The sequence below is a fragment of the Streptomyces sp. NPDC002018 genome, from assembly GCF_042890865.1.
Lineage (GTDB): Bacteria > Actinomycetota > Actinomycetes > Streptomycetales > Streptomycetaceae > Streptomyces.
The window spans coordinates 66,607-86,825 of the sequence record NZ_JBIASO010000022.1 but is presented as its reverse complement, the minus strand read 5'-3'; the positions used below and the strand labels follow the sequence as shown (position 1 = coordinate 86,825).

The window sequence follows — 20,219 nt, the reverse complement described above, 5'->3', positions numbered from 1 at the left end:
GGGAAGAGCATGGCACTTCAGGGCGTTTTTGTACGTATATGGGAGGCGGCATGACAGAGACGACGAGCGGCCCGGCACGAGGTTCCCGCACCAGGGGGACCAAGGCCGGCAAGGGGCTGCGTATCGAGCGGATCCACACGACACCCGGCGTGCATCCGTACGACGAGGTGGTCTGGGAGCGCCGTGACGTCGTCATGACCAATTGGCGCGACGGCTCGGTCAATTTCGAGCAGCGTGGCGTCGAGTTCCCCGACTTCTGGTCGCTGAACGCGGTCAACATCGTCACCAGCAAGTATTTCCGCGGGGCCGTCGGTACCCCGCAGCGCGAGACCGGTCTCAGGCAGCTCATCGACCGGATCGTGAAGACCTACCGCAAGGCCGGCGAGGACTACCACTACTTCACCTCGCCCGCCGACGCCGAGATCTTCGAGCACGAGCTGGCGTACGCCCTCCTGCACCAGGTCTTCAGCTTCAACTCGCCGGTGTGGTTCAACGTCGGCACCCCCCAGCCGCAGCAGGTCTCGGCCTGCTTCATCCTCTCCGTCGACGACTCCATGGACTCGATCCTGGACTGGTACAAGGAAGAGGGGATGATCTTCAAGGGCGGTTCCGGCGCCGGTCTGAACCTCTCCAGAATCCGCTCCTCGAAGGAGCTGCTCTCCTCCGGGGGCAATGCCTCGGGCCCGGTCTCCTTCATGCGCGGTGCCGACGCGTCCGCCGGAACGATCAAGTCCGGCGGCGCCACGCGACGCGCGGCCAAGATGGTCATCCTCGATGTCGACCACCCCGACATCGAGGACTTCATCGAGACCAAGGTCAAGGAGGAGGAGAAGATCCGCGCCCTGCGCGACGCGGGCTTCGACATGGACCTGGGCGGCGACGACATCACGTCCGTCCAGTACCAGAACGCCAACAACTCGGTCCGGGTGAACGACGAGTTCATGAAGGCCGTCGAGGCCGGCGGCAAGTTCGGGCTGCGCGCCCGTATGACCGGAGAGGTCATCGAAGAGGTCGAGGCCAAGACCCTCTTCCGCAAGATGGCCGAGGCGGCCTGGGCCTGTGCCGACCCGGGCATTCAGTACGACGACACGATCAACCACTGGCACACCTGCCCCGAGTCCGGCCGGATCAACGGCTCGAACCCGTGCAGTGAGTACATGCACCTGGACAACACCTCGTGCAACCTGGCCTCCCTCAACCTGATGAAGTTCCTCAAGGACGACGGAGAGGGCAACCAGTCCTTCGAGTCCGAGCGCTTCGCCAAGGTCGTCGAGCTGGTCATCACCGCGATGGACATCTCCATCTGCTTCGCGGACTTCCCGACGCAGAAGATCGGCGAGAACACCCGCGCCTTCCGCCAGCTCGGTATCGGTTACGCCAACCTCGGCGCCCTCCTCATGGCCACGGGCCACGCGTACGACTCCGACGGCGGCCGGGGGCTGGCCAGTGCCATCACCTCGCTGATGACGGGCACGTCGTACCGGCGCTCCGCCGAGCTGGCCGCGGTCGTCGGTCCCTACGACGGCTACGCCCGCAACGCCGAGCCGCACAAGCGCGTCATGAAGCAGCACGCCGACGCCAACGCCACGGCCGTCCGGGTGGACGACCTGGACACCCCGGTCTGGGCCGCCGCCACGGAGGCCTGGCAGGACGTCCTCCGCCTCGGCGAGAAGAACGGCTTCCGCAACGCCCAGGCCTCGGTCATCGCGCCCACCGGCACCATCGGTCTCGCGATGTCCTGCGACACCACCGGACTGGAGCCCGACCTCGCCCTGGTCAAGTTCAAGAAGCTGGTCGGCGGCGGCTCGATGCAGATCGTCAACGGCACGGTGCCGCAGGCGCTGCGCCGCCTCGGCTACCAGCCGGAGCAGATCGAGGCGGTCGTCGCCCATATCGCCGAGCACGGCAATGTGATCGACGCGCCCGCTCTGAAGACCGAGCACTACGAGGTGTTCGACTGCGCGATGGGCGAGCGCTCCATCTCCGCCATGGGCCATGTCCGCATGATGGCGGCCATCCAGCCGTGGATCAGCGGCGCGCTCTCCAAGACGGTGAACCTGCCCGAGAGCGCCACCGTCGAGGACGTCGAAGAGGTCTACTTCGAGGCGTGGAAGATGGGCGTCAAGGCGCTCGCGATCTACCGCGACAACTGCAAGGTCGGGCAGCCGCTCTCCGCGAAGAAGAAGGAGAAGGTCGAGGAGAAGGTCGCGGAGAAGGCCGAGGACACCATCCGCCAGGCGGTGGAGAAGGTCATCGAGTACCGCCCGGTCCGCAAGCGTCTTCCCAAGGGCCGTCCCGGTCTCACCACCTCCTTCACGGTGGGCGGAGCCGAGGGCTACATGACCGCCAACTCCTACCCCGACGACGGTCTCGGCGAGGTCTTCCTCAAGATGTCCAAGCAGGGCTCCACCCTCGCGGGCATGATGGACGCCTTCTCGATCGCCGTCTCCGTCGGTCTTCAGTACGGTGTGCCGCTGGAGACCTATGTCTCCAAGTTCACCAATATGCGGTTCGAGCCGGCCGGTATGACGGACGACCCGGACGTACGGATGGCGCAGTCGATCGTCGACTACATCTTCCGCCGGCTCGCGCTGGACTTCCTGCCCTTCGAGACCCGCTCGGCCCTCGGGATCCACTCGGCCGAGGAGCGCCAGCGTCATCTGGACACCGGTTCGTACGAGCCGTCCCTGGACGACGAGGCCCTGGAGGCCGAGAGCCTCGTGCGGTCCACCCCGCGCCCGCCGGAGCCGCTGAAGGCCGTCTCCGCGGCCGAGGTCGCGGGCCCGGCCGCGATCCCGGCGCCCAAGGAGGCGCACACCTCGGCGGAACTGGTCGAGATGCAGCTCGGCATCAGCGCCGACGCGCCGCTCTGCTTCTCCTGCGGTACGAAGATGCAGCGGGCGGGCTCCTGCTACATCTGCGAGGGATGCGGTTCCACCAGCGGCTGTAGCTGACAACCGGCCGGCCGCCGAGGTCCGAGTGGGCCGCGCGGCCGGCTGAACGGCGGTGGGCGAAGCAGTGGGCGAAGGGGACCGGCCGTCGGCCGGTCCCCTTCGTCACGTCGGTCATGCCGGGGGCCAGTCATGCCGGAAGCCAGGACGGGCCGGCCAGGACGGGCCCGTCGGCACGAAGCCGGCCGACACAGAAGCCGGCCGGCACCGGGGCGGACCGGTGCCGTGGTGAGGACGGCCGGGCGCGGGGGTCCGTCAGGTGGTGCCCATCAGCGAGCCGAAGGACTGCGGATCCGTGTCGAAGCCGCGGACGGCCGAATGGAACTGCCACGCGCCCGAGGAGTCACGCGTGAACTGCGCGACCGTCGCCGCGGTGGCGTCCGGGACACCCGCGAAGTCGTGCTTCGCCAGCTCGGTGTATCCCTCCAGCACACGCAACAGGGGGTTTTCTATGTCGGCGAACGTCCTGCGGCCGTGGCGCTGCTGAATGGCCACACCCACGACCACGCGCAGATACGAGGGCGCCAGCCGGTCCAGCTCCAGGGTCATCTCCTCGTCGTCCCCGAACCCCTGGCCGGTCCTGCTCTCGCGGTCCAGGGTGATCGTGCCGTCCGGCGAGCGGCTTCCGAAGTGCACCAGATAAGCGGGCGGGCTTCCCGGGTCGTTCGATGTGAAAGTCGCCGCGACGAGATCCAGATCGTGCGGGGACGCGCCCAGGGGACTGGGGTCCCATTTGAGCGTGACCTCGACCTTCGCCACTCCTCTGTTGAGGCTGCTCACCAGTCTTCCCCCTCATCAGAACCGGACCCGGTCTCCGGGCCTCGCACGCAAGGCTAGACCGGGGGACCGACAACAGGCGGCGCGAACAGTCCGGTTGAGGCCACCTTGGCCGATACTCGACGGGCCGCCCCCGCGTACCGTCGGCCGGGTTCCGCGCACTGCGCCGGAGAGTGACCCGCGCCACCCTCCGCGCCGTACGATGGCGCGGTGCTGGTCAAGTGGACGCGCTGCACCGTGATCGACCGACGAGGTTTTGAACGCGGACAGCGGAAATGGGCGGGGTTGCTCGGTGAGCCGGGATTCCGGGGGCAGAGCGGGGGATGGAGCCGGACGAAGCCGGGCGTCGCCCATGTCTTCGCGTTCTGGGAGAGCCGCGCCTTCTACGACTCCTTCATGGCCCGCTCGCACGACCGGCTGGCCGCCTCGCAGTCCGGGACATACCGGGATGTCCAGGTCAAACTATTTGATTACCGCTTCGATGTGAAGACCGGCTTCGAGCCACGGTTCACCGACGCGGATGTGGTCCGTGTCGCGCACTGCAAGGTCCACGAGGACCGCGTCGAGCACTTCGCGCTGATGCAGGAGAAGGTGTGGAACCCGGCGATGGCGGGGTCGCCCGGGATGGTGCGCGGACTGTTCGGCGAGGCTCCCGGCCACGAGTTCATCGTGCTCTCGATGTGGCAGTCCGCGGCCGAGCACGGGAAGTACAGGGTCGAACGGGTGGAGCGGCTCACGCTGCGCGCCCAGACGGCCGCGGACGTGGCCGCCCTCGCGGGAGACGTCGTCGATCTCGAATCGACCTGGACGGTCTGACACGCCGTACGCGCCCTGGCCGCCCGGGGCCCCGGGCAAGAGCGCGGCAGGGGCAGGGGCGGCAGGGCGGCGCAGGGGTGGGGGCGGCAGGGCGGCCGTGCGCGCCCGGCGCGCGTGGCGACGGTGCGCGCCCCGGTCGGCGCCGCCCCCTGGGCCCGCTCTAGGGTCGTGGCATGGCACGACCGCGGCGCATTGTCCTTGTCCGGCACGGAGAGTCGGAAGGCAACGCAGATGACTCGGTGTACGAACGCGAGCCCGACCATGCCCTGAGACTCACCGAGAAGGGCAGGCGGCAGGCCGAGGAGACCGGCGCACGGCTGCGCGAGCTGTTCGGCCATGAGCAGGTCAGCGTCTATGTCTCCCCGTACCGCCGTACGCACGAGACGTTCCAGGCCTTCGGCCTCGATCAGGAACGGGTGCGGATACGGGAGGAGCCGCGGCTGCGCGAGCAGGACTGGGGGAACTGGCAGGACCGGGACGACGTACGCCTCCAGAAGACCTACCGCGACGCGTACGGGCACTTCTTCTACCGCTTCGCCCAGGGCGAGTCGGGCGCCGATGTGTACGACCGGGTCGGCGCGTTCCTGGAGTCCCTGTACCGGAGCTTCGAGGCACCCGACTCACCGGAGAACGTCCTGCTGGTGACCCATGGACTGACCATGCGGCTGTTCTGCATGCGCTGGTTCCACTGGTCGGTCGCGGAGTTCGAATCACTGTCGAATCCGTGCAACGCGGAGACGCGGACGCTCCTGCTGGGCGCGGACGGCCGATACACGCTGGACCGGCCGTTCGAGCGCTGGCGCACCCCTGAACCGTACGGGCGTACCGGATAGAGTGACCATGCGATGACCGTTCCACCCCTGCCCGACCGGCGCTTCGAACGCGCCCTGGCCAGCCTGCGCGGACTCTCCGTGGGGGACGCCCTGGGTTCCCAGTTCTTCGTACCCTCGAACCACTCCCTGCTGAAGCGACGGGAACTGCCGCCCGGCCGCTGGCAGTGGACCGACGACACCGAGATGGGCGCGTCGGTCCTGGCTGTGCTGGGCGCTCTCGGCCGTATCGACCAGGACACGCTCGCGCGCTCCTTCGCCGAGCGCCATGACGTCGACCGTGGTTACGGGCCGGCCGTGAACCGGCTGCTCCGGCTGGTCCGGGAGGGCGGCGACTGGCGCGAACTGGCCGCCGGTCTCTTCAACGGCCAGGGCTCGTGGGGCAACGGAGCGGCCATGCGGATCGCGCCCCTCGGTGCCTGGTACGCCGACGATCCGGAACAGGCCGCGCACCAGGCCGAGATCTCCGCGTACACCACGCATCAGCACCGCGAGGCCGTGGTGGGCGCGATGGCGGTGGCCGCGGCGGCCGCCCTGGCCGCCGATCCGGCGGGGCCGCCCACGCCCGAGGCGCTGCTCGACGGTGTGGTGGCCCTCGTACCGCGCAGCGCGGTGGGCGCGGGGCTGCGGCGGGCGCGGGACATGCTCGACTACGGGGACGCGGGCACCGTCGCCGCCGTCCTCGGTTGCGGACGGCGCACCAGCGCGCATGACACCGTGCCGTTCGCCCTCTGGTCGGCGGCGCGCGCCCTCGGCGACTTCGAGCGGGGCTTCTGGACGACGGCCCAGGTGGGCGGGGACGTCGACACGAACTGCGCCATCGTCGGGGGTGTGATCGCGGCGGGGACCACCGGATCGCCGCCCGCCTCGTGGACCGAACGGACGGAAGAGCTGCCGCGGTGGCTGCCGTCGCCGTAACCGGATGACCACTGTCGGCATGTGTTTGTCACGGTCCTGCCACAGGGGGACCTGCGCACCGCGGGACCTCCTGATGCCCATGGTTACTCTTTCCGCCACGCCGCCCTGATGATCTTCGATGGGCGCGTGCCGACGAGACACCGGGTCGTACGCGTCACTTCGCCGCGGAGGGGCCCGGTCGGGAGGGGGTCCCGTGACAGACACACCGTCCATACCCGCGCCGGCCGAGGAGCCGGACCCGGATCCGGACCATGAGCCGAAGGCGAACACCGAACGGGGGGCGGACACCGAAGGGAAGGCGGGAGGCGGACAGGAGCCGCAGGGCACGGACGCGCGGGGCACGGATGCGCAGGGTACAGATGCGCGGGGCACGGATGCGCGGGGCACGGACGTGCAGGGCGTCGCCGCCGAGGGCGCCGCCCCCGAGCGCGGCACCGCTCCGAAAGCCGCTCGCGCGAAGTCCGCGGCCCCGCGCCCGCCGGCGCCCGACTGGCAGCAGTGGCAGCCCCAGCGCCCCGAGCCGCCCGTATGGCTCACCGAGATCAGCCCCGCCACCCCGGCCCCGATCAGCGCCGCCACCCTCTGGTCGGTCCTGGCGACCGCCTTGCTCAGCGCCCTGTTGCTGGGCGAAGGAGTGGGGCTCAATCTGCTGATCGTGGCGGTCCCCGCCGCGCTCGCCGCCTACTTCGCCGCCAGGACGGCCGACCGCCGGCCGCGCCCCTGGACGCTGGTCTGGGCCCTCGGCGGTCTGGCCCTGCTCGCCGTCCCCGCGCTGACCGAGGCCGGTCTGCCGACGTTCCTCTCGATCGTGTCCGCGCTGGCGCTCGGTTCCCTGGCGCTGCACGGTTCTCGCACCTGGCAGGGTGTGGTGTTCGGTCCGCTCGGCCTGTTCGGTTCGATCGGCGACGGCATGGCATGGGGTCTGCGCGGTCTGCGCGAGCGCACCGGAGGATCACGGAAGCAGTGGATGCCCGTGCTTCGCGGGGTCGTCGTCGCCGTGGTGCTGCTCGTCGTGTTCGGGGCGCTCTTCGCGGGCGCCGACGCGGCCTTCGCCGATCTGCTCGGCGGTCTGAGCCCCGATGTCTCGGTCGCCGACGGACCGTGGCGTTTCCTGCTGTTCGTCGTGGGACTTCTCGGCGCGCTCGCCGCCGCGCGCACCGCGGCGGCACCCCTGCGCTGGGACCGGATCACCGTACGGCCCGGCCGGGCCCGCGGCCGGCTGGAGTGGGCGCTTCCGCTGATCGTTCTCAATCTGCTCTTCGCGGCCTTCATCGCCGTCCAGCTCGCCGTGCTCTTCGGTGGCTACGGCAAGGTCTTCGAGGAGACCGGACTCACTCGTTCCGAGTACGCGCGCCAGGGTTTCTGGCAACTGCTCTGGGTCACCCTCCTGGTGCTGCTCGTCATCGGGCTGGCCCGTCGATGGGCTCCGCGCGACGGTGCCCGCGACAGCGCTCTCGTCCGGGCCGTGCTCGGCGTCCTCGGTGTGCTGACGCTGGTCGTGGCCGCCTCCGCGCTGCGCCGGATGGATCTGTACGTCGAGGCCTACGGGCTGACACGACTGCGTGTCTCGGTGGCGGCGATGGAGCTGTGGCTCGCTCTGGTGATCGTCCTGATCCTGGTGGCGGGGGCGACGGGCGGACGGTGGCTGCCGCGCGCCGTCGCCGCCAGTGCGGGGGCGGCCGTGCTCGCCTTCGGGCTGCTCTCGCCGGACGCGCTCGTCGCGGAGGGCAATGTGGACCGGTACGAGCGTCTGCACAAGATCGACGCCCAGTACTTCCAGGAGCTGTCCACCGACGCCGTACCGGCACTCGACCGGCTGCCGGAGCCGTTGCGCTCCTGCGCGCTCACCGGTATCGAACGGAATCTGGCCGAGGCGGACGACGATCCCTGGTACGCGACGAGCTGGAGCGAGAGGACGGCCCGCGGGATCCTGGCGGAGCGGCCGGTCGAGCGCTCACCCGCCTGCGCGGGGCTGGGCGACTGGGTCGAGTACCGCGGCGGCAGCGACCTCGACGGCCTGTGACGGTTCCGTAGGGTCCGCTCGTAGGGCCCGCGCGTACGGGACGTCCCGCCGTGGGATGTCCCGTACGCGCGGGCCGTGCCCCGGGTCGCCCTTCGCTCGGCCCTTCACGAATGTGACGCGGTGAGCGCGGGGCTCTGTCAAGAAGCGCTCGCCAGAGGGTTGTCGAGCTGTCGGACCGGCTCTCGGCGGACGTGGTGTGCCGGGGAGCGGACGTGGTGAGCCGGGAAATCGCCCGCGGTGATGTGTGCCTGGACGCCCTCGGCGGTCTTCTCCTCGCTGTGCTTCCGATGCCGACGATGGTCCCCTTCCCCGGTGTGCGGGAGCGAACGGACGGATGCCGGGACCGCCGGCATGACCGGTCGGGCCACGCTCCCCCCGCTCAGGCCGGGTGCCGGCCGAGGCCTCCTGGGAGGCAGGCCGGACACCGCAGTTGAGGACGGCCGGTACCCGGTCTGTCGCACGGCGTTCCGGCGGCGTAACCTTGCAGGTGCCATGCCGTACGAACCACCCACGCACACCGTTGAGCGCTCGCTGCGCGCCACCACCGACGCCAGAATCATCGCCGGCGTCGACGAAGTCGGACGCGGAGCGTGGGCCGGGCCGGTCACGGTGTGCGCTGCCATCACCGGACTGCGCAGACCCCCGGCCGGTCTCACCGACTCCAAGCTGATCAGCCCCAAGCGCCGTACGGAGCTGGCCGGTGAGCTGGAGAAGTGGGTCACCTCGCACGCACTCGGGCATGCCTCTCCGGAGGAGATCGACGCCCTGGGGATGACCGCGGCGCTCAGGCTCGCCGCCGTACGCGCCCTTGAGGCGCTGCCGGTACGGCCCGACGCGGTGATCCTCGACGGCAAGCACGACTATCTCGGAGGGCCTTGGCAGGTGCGTACGGTCATCAAGGGCGACCAGTCCTGTGTCTCGGTGGCGGCCGCCTCGGTCATCGCCAAGGTGCGCAGGGACGCGCTGATGGCCGAACTGGGCGCCGGGTCCGAGGAGTACGTTCCCTTCGCTTTCGGCGCCAACGCCGGGTATCCCTCACCGGTGCACAAAGCGGCGCTGGAGGAGCGGGGGCCGACATCGCACCACCGGCTCTCGTGGGCCTATCTCGACGCGCTGCCCCAGTGGCGGCACCTCAAGAAGATCCGGATCCCCGTGGAGGCCGCGGCCATGGAAAGCGGGGGCCAACTCGGCTTCGACTTCTGACCCGTCCGACCCGGTACGTCCGACGTCCGATCCGTCCGACTTCTGGAACATCCGGTGACCTCTTCGTCCGTGTGCCCCGTGCCGCGGACCGGGCCGCGAATGCGCCCACCCGCCGCCGCCTCCGGTGTCGGCGTTTGATAGATATCCAGCCATGCCTCTCATCCCCCAGGAGCCTCAGATTCCCGAGAGAGCCCAGGGTCCCAGCGCCACCCCGGCCACCGGCCGCACCGCGCCGACCCCCCGTCCTGTACCCGGTCCGCGTCCCGTCCCCGGGCCGCGCTCCGCGGCCACACCGCGTCCCGGTCGTCCGGGACCCGGTCCCGCGAGGCCCGCGCCGCCGGCGCAGCGCTCGCAGAGCTCCTCCGGGCAGCCCCCGGCGTCCGGGCCCACCACTCCTTCCGCTCCTCAGATCCAGTTGATCCCGGCTCCGGCGGGCGGAGCGCTCGACGCCGCCGAGGAGGCGGTCGACATGCTGCTCGACTCGGGCCGGGCGCCGGGTGACATCCTCGTCCTCAGCACCGGGGAACAGCACCCGTGGGCCACCCATGAGCTGTCCTTCGGTGAGACCTCCTACTGGGCCCAGCAGGACGCCCGCGAAGACGTGTTCTTCGCCGGCGCCGCCGCTGTCGCCCGTGCGCAGTCCCGGCCCGTCGTGGTCGTGGCCGTCAACGGCGGCGGTGACGACGCCGTCGCCCGGGTGCTGCCGCTGGCCCGGGAGCGGGCCACCGCGCTGCTGGTGGTGTGCGGTGACTCCGAGCGGGTCAACGCCGTGCTCGGCGCGGGGGTCTGAGCCGCACGACAGCCGTACGGCGTGTGGTGCGCGGGCGTCGGTGTCCGCGCCTGTGCGTCCGTGCGTCCCGGTCGTGACCCGGCTGCCCGTTCAGGGGGCGGCCGGGCCGCTGTGGAGTACCCGCGCGCGAAAGCCCCGCGCCGCACGGCCCGTCGACGCGCACCGTCACGCGGCGGCGCGTCCGGTCAACGGGCCGCCGTACGCCGCAGCGCCTCGGCGGCGCCGCCGCCTCCGCCCGCCGGTGAAGGCGCGGGCTCCATGGCCGTCTCCGCCAGATCCGCGGGCGGGGAGACGGAGTTGGGCCGTCGGCCGCCCCGGCCCTCGCCCAGCACCTGCCAGCCGCCGCGCGTCAGGGTGATGTACGCGCCGCACCGCAGCCCGTGCAGGGTGCAGGCGTCCCGCAGCCCCCACATCCAGGCTCCGTCCTCCTGCGTCCACCGTTCGTCGCCCTCACGGCAGTAGAGCAGCACGGCGGTACGTATGGGCGTGCGACGGCGCAGATCGTGCGGGATGACACGGCGCAGATGGGCCAGCAGAGCGTTGCGGAACTCCCAGCCGTCCACCGGCGCCGCCCGGGGGACGAACGAGGCGCTCGCGGCGAGCCGTTCCTCATGATCGAGGACGGCCACGACCGCGGTCTCCGGGGTGGGCCGGTGTCTGCTGTGCAGACCGCTGACGATCTCGCGCGGATTGCGCAGCAGCGGAATTTCCGCCGCCGCCCATTCCTCGAGCTGGAGCATCCTGGCGAGGTGGTTGGCGGAGTCCGCCGACCCGGTGAGCGAAGTGGCTGCGGACGGAGCGAATCCGAAGGTCACGATCCTCCCTTCGCATACGCGCCCACAGTGCGGGCAGGGTTGGATGGGGGCGTACCACGGCACAGCCCTTGCGGACCGCGAGCGGACCGTGCGGGGGTACCGTCAATTCTCCTTGGCTCGGGGGCGTGCGGCAACGAGCAATTGGCGCCGTTGACCGTAATGCGCTGTTATGGCGGTCATATCCCTGGCCGTAGTCGTACAACTGATCGCCTTTGTCATGCCTGAATGGCGAGGACCAGCGGAAACACCCCCTTCGCCCCGGCTTTTCGCAGCAGTCGGGCGGCCACCGCGAGAGTCCAGCCGCTGTCCGAGAGGTCGTCGACGAGGAGCACGGGGCCGCCCGCCGCCACCAGCGCGCCGGCCAGCTCGGGGGGTACGGTCAGCGCCTCGTGCAGCGCGCGCACCCGCTGGGCGCTGTTGGTACGGGAGATACGGGTGTCGGCGGCATCCGGTCCGTACTCGACCGTGCCGAGCAACGGCATCCGGCCGACCTGTGAGATCCGCGCGCCGAGCGAGCCGACGAGCCGCGGCCGGCCCCGCGAGGCCATGGTGACGACACCGACGGGCCTGGGCGGCGCGTCGGCCGCGCCGGAGGCCCAGCCACCCGGTCCCCTCGCCCAGTCGGCGAGCACGCTCACCACCGCGTTCACCACCTCGTCGGGCACCGGACCGTCCGGGGCGTGCGCGGCCAGCATCGGCCGCAGCCTGTTCCCCCAGCCGATGTCGGACAGCCGCCCCAACGCCCGCCCCGAGAAGGACTGTTCGCCCTGCGGGATACGCCCCTTGAGGTCGACACCGACCGCCGCGAGCCCGGTCGGCCACATCTTGCGCGGCTCCACCTCCACACCGGGCCTGCCCAGCTCACCGCGTGCGGCGTCGAGGGCGGCAGCGGTCACCTTGTCCTCGAAACGGGCCCCCGCGCAGTTGTCGCACCGCCCGCACGGGACGGCTTCCTCGTCGTCCAACTGCCTCCGCAGGAACTCCATCCGGCAGCCGGTCGTCGCCGCGTAGTCGCGCATCGCCTGCTGTTCCGTCTCACGCTGGCGCGCCACCCACGCGTACCGCTCGGTGTCGTACACCCACGGCCGGCCCGTGGCCGTCCAGCCGCCCTTCACCCGGTGCACCGCCCCGTCCACGTCGAGGACCTTGAGCATCGTCTCCAGCCGGGTGCGCCGCAGCTCCACCAGGGGTTCGAGCGCGGGCAGGGACAGCGGCCGCTCGGCCCGGCCCAGGACATCGAGCGTGCGGCGGACCAGCTCCTCGGGCGGGAAGGCGACCGAGGCGAAGTACTGCCAGATCGCCTCGTCCTCCCGGCCGGGCAGCAGCAGTACCTCGGCATGCTCCACCCCACGGCCCGCGCGGCCCACCTGCTGGTAATAGGCGATGGGGGAGGAGGGCGAGCCGAGATGCACCACGAAGCCCAGGTCGGGCTTGTCGAACCCCATGCCCAGCGCGGAGGTGGCGACCAGCGCCTTCACCCGGTTCGCCAGCAGATCGTCCTCGGCCTGCTGCCGGTCGGCGTTCTCCGTGCGTCCGGTGTACGAGGCGACCGTGTGCCCGCACTGCCGCAGATACGCCGTGACCTCCTCGGCCGCCGCGACCGTGAGCGTGTAGATGATCCCGGAGCCGGGCAGATCGCCGAGGTGGTCGGCCAGCCACGCCAGCCGGTGCGCCGCGTCCGGCAGCCGGAGCACATGGAGACTGAGACTCTCCCGGTCCAGCGGCCCCCGCAGCACGAGCGCGTCCGTCCCCGCCCCCGTGCCCAATTGCTCGGCGACATCGGCGGTCACCCGTGAGTTGGCCGTGGCCGTGGTGGCGAGGACCGGCACACCGGACGGCAGCTCCGCGAGCATCGTGCGCAGCCGCCGGTAGTCGGGACGGAAGTCATGGCCCCAGTCCGAGATGCAGTGCGCCTCGTCCACCACCAGCAGCCCGGTGGCCGCGGCGAGCCGGGGCAGGACCTGGTCCCGGAAGTCCGGATTGTTCAGCCGCTCGGGGCTGACCAGCAGGACGTCGACGTCGCCCGCGGCCACCTCTTCCTGGATCGTGTCCCATTCCTCCGCGTTCGACGAATTGATCGTCCGGGCCTTGATCCCGGCGCGGGCGGCGGCCTCCACCTGGTTGCGCATCAGCGCGAGCAGCGGCGAGACGATCACGGTCGGACCCGCGCCGCGCTCCCGCAGCAGCGAGGTCGCCACGAAATACACCGCGGACTTGCCCCACCCCGTCCGCTGGACGACCAGCGCCCTGCGCCGGTCGGCGACGAGAGCCTCGATGGCCCGCCACTGGTCCTCGCGCAGCCGGGCGGCGCCGGTGGGGTCACCGACGAGGCGGGCGAGTACAGCATCGGCGGAGGCCCGGAGGGCCGCGCGGTCTTCGTTGGTCATGTCCCCATGCAACCCGATGGCCCGGACAAAGCGCGAATGCGGCCGCCAGCCTGTGGACAAGGTTATCCACAGGGGTCGCGGGATCCGGCTCGTCACGGGACCGTCGAGTCATGAACAAGCACCACGAACCGACCGGATCCGCCGACCGGCAGCAGATCACTCTGCGCAGTCCCGCGGAACTCGCCGACGCCCTCCCGTACTTGCTCGGGTTCCACCCCAACGACTCCGTCGTCATGGTCGCGCTGCACGGCGATCACGGCCGCTTCGGCGGGCGGCTCAGGCTCGGCATCCCGCGCTCGCCCCAGGAATGGCCGCCGGTGGCCGAGCAGCTCGCCGAGTGCCTGATCGAGGGAAGCGCGCGGCGCGACTCCCGCCCCGACGGCATCGTCGCCTTCCTCTGCCAGGAGCCGGCGGACGGCGGGACGGGCCGGCAGGTGATGGAGCGGCTCCGCCCCCTCGCACAGGGGCTGCGCACCGCCTGCGGGAATCTCGACGTACCCGTGTACGAGGTGCTCTGCATCTCCGACGGCCGCTTCTGGTCCTACTGCTGCCCCGATGTCCGCTGCTGCCCGCCGGAGGGGACCGGGCTGGCCCTCCCCGGCACGTCGGTGATGGCCGCGGCCGCCACCTACGCCGGTGTCCATGTGCGCGGATCACTGCGCGAGATGGAGGCGCGGCTGGCACCCTGGCGGACCTCCGCCGCCGTCGCGCAGGAACGGGCGCTGGACGAGGCGGGCGCGGCCCTCGTGCCCAGGATCCTGGTCGGCGGCAGCCGGGAACAGGTCGGAGCGGAGACGCTGCGGACGGCCCGCACGCTCATGAAGCGCCTCGGGGAGGCGCCGCACGCCGGAGAGACCGAGAGGGACGCGGAGGACGACCGGCTCATCAGCCACGACGAGGCGGCGGCCGTCATCCTCGGGCTCCAGGACCGGGAGACACGGGACCGGGCCGCGGAGTGGATGGAGGGTCCCCGGGCCGAGCCCGCCCTGCGGCTCTGGCGCGCGCTCGCCCGCCGCTGCGTCGGCCCGTACGCGGAGCACGCGACCGCCCCGCTGACCCTGGCCGGATGGGTCGCCTGGTCCACCGGTGACGAACCCGCTGCCCGGGTCGCGCTCGGACTCGCGCTGCGCCTCGATCCCCGCTATGTCTTCGCCCAACTGCTCCACCAGGCCTGCAACCAGGGACTCGACCCCGAGACGCTGCGGCGCTGTCTGCGCCAGGAGCGTGCCGCACGCGCTCTGCCGGGGGCGCGCGGCAAGGGCGGGCGGCCGCCGTCGCGTCCGGCAGCGCCGCGCACGGCGCTGCCGCCCGCCGCCCGCCCCGGTGGGACGGCGGCCCGTGGCCGGCCGGGCGGGCGCGGTGGCCGGCGCGGGAGCAGGAGCGGGCGATGACAGCCGTGACCCGCTCGGCCGGGCGGACGTTCACCTCAGTGGCGGAGTCGTACGAGCCGCGCCGCCGCACGGACGGCGGCCCTCCGGAGCGCACAGAAGGCAGAGCAGACCACCCATGGCCCTCACCGCCCCTTCCCCGAGCAGCGAGCCGCGGCGTGCCACCCCCTCGGGGGCCGGGCGCGGAGAGGCCGCGCCCTCGGCAGGGCCGCCCGCCGCGCACCAGGTCCTGCTGTGTGTCGCGCTGCCGTGTCTCGCGGTCTCGGCCGAGCACGGACAGCTCACCGGCCGGGGTATCGAGGGCTTCTACCAGTCGGGAAGGCGGCTGCTCTCCCGGTGCCGGCTGCGGATCGCCGGGCGGGAGCCCCTCCCGGTGCAGGGCAGGCTGGTCGCCGCCGACCGGGCACGGTTCCTGGCGGTGGTCCGTACGCCCGAGGACGCCGGGCCCGACCCGGAGATCAGTGTCGAGCGCCTGCGCGACGCCGACGGCACCGAACGGATCACCCTGCACAGCTCGGCCCGCCGGATCCGCAGATTCCCCGTGGAGATCTTCTTCGGCACCGACCTCGCGGAGCTGGCCGCCATCGGGGCCGGCCGGGCCGGCCCCGAGCTGCCGGCGGGTGTGTACACCGCGGGGCTGCGCTGGGCCGCGGCCGACGGCGGATCCGCCGTGGTCACCGCGTCCCCGGCGCCCCAGGACGCGCTGGCACCGGCGGGACTGCTCCGCTGGGAGGTAGAACTGGGCCCCGGGGGCACCCACACGATCGATCTGCGGATCCGCTCCGGCCGCCCGGTACGTCCGGCGGGCCGGACGGGGAACAACCCACTGCCCGAGGCGGTGGCCGAAGGCGACGACCCCCGGGTGGGAGCCTGGTTCGCCGCGAGCCTCGGTGATCTCCGGGGGCTCCTGGTCCGCGGTCCCGGCGGTCCCGCGGACCTTCACCCCGCCGCGGGCGTGCCCTGGCGCTGGGGACCGCCCGCGGCCGAAGCGCTCTGGGCCGTACGGATGGCGCTCCCGCTCGGCACCCGGCTGGCCGCGGCCACACTGCGCACACTCGCCCGGAGCCAGTTCAGAGGGAAGGGGCGGGACTTCGGGCGGCTCCCCGGACCGCTGCGGGACGCCGGTCCTCATCTCCCGGCGAGCTGCACCGGCGTCGAGGCGACGCTCGCCTTCCCCGTGGTCCTCGCCGAGGCACGCCGCTGGGGACTTCCCGACAGCGAGCTGGCCGAACTGCTGCCGGCCGCGGAACGCTGTCTGGGCTGGCTGCGGGCCGCCGTCGACGAGGGGGCGCTGCTGGGGGAGCCGGGCCCCACCGGACCGCAGCGGGTCGAGACCCAGGCCCACGCGCATCGCGCGGCCCTGCTCGGGGCCGATCTGCTGGACGCCTGCGGACGGCCGGGCGCCGACGGCTGGCGTGAGTGGGCGGGCGCGCTGCGACGGCGGTTCACGGAGACGTTCTGGATCGAGGACCGCGCGGGGGGCCGCCCGGCCGCGGCCCGTCTTCCCGACGGCCGGCTGCTGCCGTATCCGAGCGGCAGCGCCGCCCATCTCCTGGACACCGGTCTGCTCGGCGAGGGCAGAGCGGCCCCCGGACTGCTGGACCGGGCGCGGACCGAGCAGTTGGCCCGGGTGCTCGGCAGCCCCGCACTCGACTCCGGCTGGGGGCTGCGCGGCCTCGCCGCCAAGGAGCCCGGACACAATCCGTTCGGTCATCGGGCGGGGGCGGTGCGGGTCCATGAGACGGCGGTCGCGATCGGTGGTCTGGCCCTGGCGGGACACGAGAAGGAGGCGGGGTCCCTGCTGCGCGGGCTGCTGGACGCGGCGGAGGCCTTCGGCCACCGGCTGCCGGAGATGTACGCGGGGGAGCAGCGCACCGCCGGGGGCGCTCCCGTACCGCATCCCGTCGCGTGCCGCCCCGCCGCCGTGGCCGCGGCGGCGGGGGTCCATCTGCTGACCGCGCTCGTCGGTGTACGCCCGGACGCCCCCGGGGGCACGGTCGCGCTCCATCCGGTCCGCTCGGCCCCGCTCGGGGCGGTCCGTCTCAGCGGGCTGCGGGTCGCGGGGGAGCCCTTCTCCGCACGGGTCAGCAGACTCGGCCTCGGAATGGTGGAGGAAGCGGCGGCCGGTCTCCAGCTCGGCGGGGGAGACGGATGACCGTGCCCGCCGGGCCCGGATACGAGGGCGGCGGGGGAGACCGAAAGAAGTAATCAGAGCTCATGACCGAAGGAGTGTTTATCGTCAGGCAGACGACTATGATCACGGCATGTCGCCCTACGACCCGTCGGCCTTCCCCGCTTTTGCTGTCACCGTCGACCTGGTCGTGCTCACCGTGCGCCGGCACGCGCTCTGCGCGTTGGTCGTGCGGCGCGGAGAGCCACCGTTCCAGGGGCGGTGGGCGCTGCCCGGCGGCTTTGTCCGGGCCGACGAGGATCTCGCGGACGCGGCGGCACGGGAACTGTCGGAGGAGACCGGGCTCTGCGCGCACGACCCCATGGCGCCGGCGCCCGGGAACGGGGCCCATCTGGAACAGCTCGCGACCTACGGAGACCCCAAACGGGACCCCAGGATGCGGGTGGTCAGCGTCGCCCATCTGGCGCTCTCGCCGGACCTGCCGGCACCCCGCGCGGGGGGTGACGCCAACAACGCGCGCTGGGCCCCCGTCGACGCGCTGCTCAGCCAGGAGGGCGGATTCGTCCGTGAGGACGGACAGTCCGCCCAGCTCGCCTTCGATCATGGCCGGATCCTCGCGGACGGTGTGGAGCGGGCCCGGTCCAAGATCGAGTACTCCTCGCTCGCCACCGCGTTCTGCCCGTCCGAGTTCACCGTCGGCGAGCTGCGCAGGGTGTACGAGGCGGTGTGGGGCGTGGCGCTCGACCCGCGTAACTTCCACCGCAAGGTGACGGGGACGCCAGGGTTTCTGGTTCCCTCCGGGGGGACCACCACCCGGCAGGGCGGCAGGCCCGCGCAGCTCTTCCGGGCCGGCGGGGCGACGGTGCTCAATCCGCCGATGCTGCGCCCCGAGGTCTGACGGGCGCGGTGGACCGGAGGGCGGGCGGGCACAGCCACTGACGGCTCGTCAGTCCCCGGGCCTCCGGTGGTTTCCGCGGTCCGCGACGCCGGCGCGAGGACATGGAGACACCCGGACGGACAGCCCTGCGCTACAAGTCGGACATATCGCGTTATCTTGCTGCGGTACTCACCCTGCCGCCGAGCGGTCTCACCCGCGGGAGAAGCGATGCTCCAGGCCGTCGGACTGACCAGCACCCCCCGTCGGGACCGCACCTCCGCCGTGGAGGGCCTCACCTTCGAGGCCCGGCCCGGCTCCGTCACCGCGCTCCTCGGTGCCTCCGGGGCGGGCAAGACGACCGCTCTCCGGCTGATGCTCGAACTCCAACCCGGCCGGGGGATCACCTACTTCCGTGGCCGTCCGCTCCATCGCATCGCCCATCCGGCGCGCGAGATCGGGGTGCTCCTCGGCGATGTGCCCGGCCACCCGGGACGCACGGTCAGGGGCCAGCTCAGAATGCTCAGCGCCGCCGCGGGCGTTCCCGCCGCGCGCGCCGACGAACTCCTCGATGTCGTGGGTCTCGAAGGGCTGCGTGACGAACGCCTCGGCACGCTCTCCCTCGGCATGGAGCGCAGACTCGGGCTCGCCGCCGCGCTGTTGGGGGACCCGCACACCCTCCTGCTCGACGCGCCGTCCACGGGGCTCTCCCCGCGCGAGAACAACTGGCTGTTCGGACTGCTCAGCGCGCACGCCGCGCAGGGCGGCACCGTTCTCTACACGACCGACGACCCGAAGGAGGCCGCACGCGCCGCCGACCATGTCGTCACCATCGACGACGGCCGGCTGGTCGCCGATCAGGACGGGGCCGCCTTCGCCCGCACCAGACTGCGCCCACGCGTCGTGGTCAGGACACCGCACGCCGCGCGTCTCGCCGATGTGCTGAGCCGTGAGGCCCGCGCGAGCAGGCGCTCCGTCGAAGTGGTCGCCGAGGCGGGCAGCCGGCTCACCGTCTTCGGCAGCAGCTGCCCCGAGATCGGGGAAGCGGCCTTTCGGCACGGCATCCTCGTCCATCAGCTCGCGGACGAGTTCGGTGACGCCGGCCCGGGGCCGCTTCCCCGGCCCGCCCCGGTCCCCGCCGCCGTCTCCGTACCGGTCCCCGGCCGTGGCTCCGGCCCCGGTTCCTTCTTCCGCGCCGTCTCGGTCCCCGGCCCGGCTCGGGCCTTCAGGCCGCGGCGGGCACGGGCCGAGGGGGAAACGGCACCGGCGGAGGCACACATCGAAACGCACGCGGAGGCGCACGCCGCGGCGCAGGCCGCACCGCAGGCCGAGAGCCAGAACGCGCCGCTCGCCGAGACCTGCGCCGCTCCCTGGACCGCGCCCCACTCCGGGACGCACGCCGCGTTCCAGGACGGGTCCCGGGCCGAACAGTGGGCCGAGGCCGGGGCCGCGCCCGACGGCCCCGGCCCGGTGCCGCCACCGCTGTCGGCGCGACCGGTCCGCAGCCCGCTCAGACCGATGCGCTACGAACTGCGCCGCATGCTCGGTATCCCCAGCACCCCGCTGACCGTGGCCGCCGTCCTGGTCGCGGCCGTCACGCTCGCCGTGACCCTCGCCCACACCGGCGGGGCCCCGCTGCCGGGTCTGCTCGCGGCCTGGCCGGGCATCCTGCCGCTGCCGACCGCCGCGATCGGAGCCGGACTGCTCGGCGCGCTCTCGTTCGGCCATGAGTTCCGCTACCCCGCGCTCACCGGCGCGCGCGGCATCGTCCCCCGCCGCCTCGGACTGCTGCTCGCCAAATCCGTGGTGACGGCGGCCTCGGCCGTCCTGCTCACCCTTCTCGTGGTGGTGGCCGACATCGGGGTGCTGCGCCTGGTGTACGGGCCCGCCGCCGCGCCCGTACCGGGCAACTGGCCCGTGCTCGTCGCCGGCTGGGCGGGTCTGGCCGTCGGCTCCGCCTGGGCCGGTCTGCTCGCCGCGGGAGTGTTCCGGGCCGCGGTCGCCGGAGTGGCCGCCGTCATCGCCGTACCGACCCTGGTCGTCCCCCTGCTCCAGGCGGTGTTCTCCGGTCCGTCCGCGCGTTCGATGGCCGGATTCGCGAGCAGGCTCCATGAGCTGGCATGGCTCCAGTGGCCCGGTCAGGCCGACCGCTGGTTGATGGCGGTGATCAGACTTGTCGCACAACCGGTCGCCGCAGCGCTGACGTTGTCACTTTCAGTCCTTCTCTGTGCATATCTGCTCACCGGCCTTCGTCGGAGGGCGCGTTGGTGACCAGGGAACGACCGGAGCGTGCGGCCCTGCTCACAACTCGCCTGA

Annotated in this window: 14 protein-coding genes; 11 read left to right on the top strand and 3 right to left on the bottom strand. The window is 72.3% G+C overall.

Annotated features, from left to right (window positions below):
• The first annotated feature begins 50 nt into the window (after positions 1-50).
• Positions 51-2,954 (top strand): vitamin B12-dependent ribonucleotide reductase, encoded by a 2,904-nt coding sequence (locus ACFYYH_RS29080; protein ID WP_388557057.1) that lies wholly within the window; start codon positions 51-53, stop codon positions 2,952-2,954.
• Between the two features lie 252 nt (positions 2,955-3,206).
• On the opposite strand, the gene ACFYYH_RS29075 is transcribed toward ACFYYH_RS29080, so the two are convergent.
• On the bottom strand, positions 3,207-3,731 hold the full coding sequence (locus tag ACFYYH_RS29075; protein WP_388557054.1) for a TerD family protein: 525 nt from the start codon (positions 3,729-3,731) through the stop codon (positions 3,207-3,209).
• A gap of 207 nt (positions 3,732-3,938) precedes the next feature.
• On the opposite strand from ACFYYH_RS29075, the gene ACFYYH_RS29070 reads away from it, so the two are divergent.
• From ACFYYH_RS29070 to ACFYYH_RS29045, 6 genes are all read left to right on the top strand, one after another.
• A complete protein-coding gene (locus ACFYYH_RS29070; protein WP_388557052.1) occupies positions 3,939-4,544 on the top strand; it encodes a YdbC family protein in 606 nt (201 codons plus the stop codon).
• Positions 4,545-4,717: 173 nt separating this feature from the next.
• Positions 4,718-5,377, top strand: coding sequence for a histidine phosphatase family protein (locus ACFYYH_RS29065; protein ID WP_388557049.1), 660 nt, complete (start codon positions 4,718-4,720; stop codon positions 5,375-5,377).
• 12 nt (positions 5,378-5,389) lie between these two features.
• The gene (locus ACFYYH_RS29060) at positions 5,390-6,292 is read left to right on the top strand and encodes an ADP-ribosylglycohydrolase family protein (RefSeq protein WP_388557046.1); all 903 of its coding nucleotides are present in this window, start codon (positions 5,390-5,392) and stop codon (positions 6,290-6,292) included.
• Positions 6,293-6,485: 193 nt separating this feature from the next.
• A complete protein-coding gene (locus ACFYYH_RS29055; RefSeq protein ID WP_388557043.1) occupies positions 6,486-8,315 on the top strand; it encodes a DUF4153 domain-containing protein in 1,830 nt (609 codons plus the stop codon).
• A gap of 492 nt (positions 8,316-8,807) precedes the next feature.
• Positions 8,808-9,518: a ribonuclease HII gene (locus tag ACFYYH_RS29050; RefSeq protein WP_388557041.1), complete on the top strand. Its 711-nt coding sequence runs from the start codon at positions 8,808-8,810 to the stop codon at positions 9,516-9,518.
• Positions 9,519-9,669: 151 nt separating this feature from the next.
• On the top strand, positions 9,670-10,308 hold the full coding sequence (locus ACFYYH_RS29045; RefSeq protein WP_388557038.1) for a hypothetical protein: 639 nt from the start codon (positions 9,670-9,672) through the stop codon (positions 10,306-10,308).
• 185 nt (positions 10,309-10,493) lie between these two features.
• Here the strand turns inward: ACFYYH_RS29045 and ACFYYH_RS29040 are convergent, their stop codons facing one another.
• Positions 10,494-11,123 (bottom strand): hypothetical protein, encoded by a 630-nt coding sequence (locus tag ACFYYH_RS29040; protein WP_388557035.1) that lies wholly within the window; start codon positions 11,121-11,123, stop codon positions 10,494-10,496.
• 215 nt (positions 11,124-11,338) lie between these two features.
• Positions 11,339-13,510 (bottom strand): RecQ family ATP-dependent DNA helicase, encoded by a 2,172-nt coding sequence (locus tag ACFYYH_RS29035; protein WP_388557032.1) that lies wholly within the window; start codon positions 13,508-13,510, stop codon positions 11,339-11,341.
• Positions 13,511-13,620: 110 nt separating this feature from the next.
• Between ACFYYH_RS29035 and ACFYYH_RS29030 the strand changes: the two genes are divergently transcribed.
• From ACFYYH_RS29030 to ACFYYH_RS29015, 4 genes are all read left to right on the top strand, one after another.
• The gene (locus ACFYYH_RS29030; protein ID WP_388557029.1) at positions 13,621-14,901 is read left to right on the top strand and encodes a DUF4192 domain-containing protein; all 1,281 of its coding nucleotides are present in this window, start codon (positions 13,621-13,623) and stop codon (positions 14,899-14,901) included.
• Between the two features lie 115 nt (positions 14,902-15,016).
• A complete protein-coding gene (locus tag ACFYYH_RS29025) occupies positions 15,017-17,053 on the top strand; it encodes a glycogen debranching N-terminal domain-containing protein (RefSeq protein WP_388557026.1) in 2,037 nt (678 codons plus the stop codon).
• A 109-nt stretch (positions 17,054-17,162) separates the two neighbouring features.
• Positions 17,163-17,927 carry an NUDIX domain-containing protein gene (locus tag ACFYYH_RS29020; RefSeq protein WP_388557023.1) on the top strand — a complete coding sequence of 255 codons (765 nt, stop codon included), beginning with the start codon at positions 17,163-17,165 and terminating at the stop codon, positions 17,925-17,927.
• 207 nt (positions 17,928-18,134) lie between these two features.
• On the top strand, positions 18,135-20,174 hold the full coding sequence (locus tag ACFYYH_RS29015; RefSeq protein WP_388557020.1) for an ATP-binding cassette domain-containing protein: 2,040 nt from the start codon (positions 18,135-18,137) through the stop codon (positions 20,172-20,174).
• Positions 20,175-20,219: the final 45 nt, after the last annotated feature.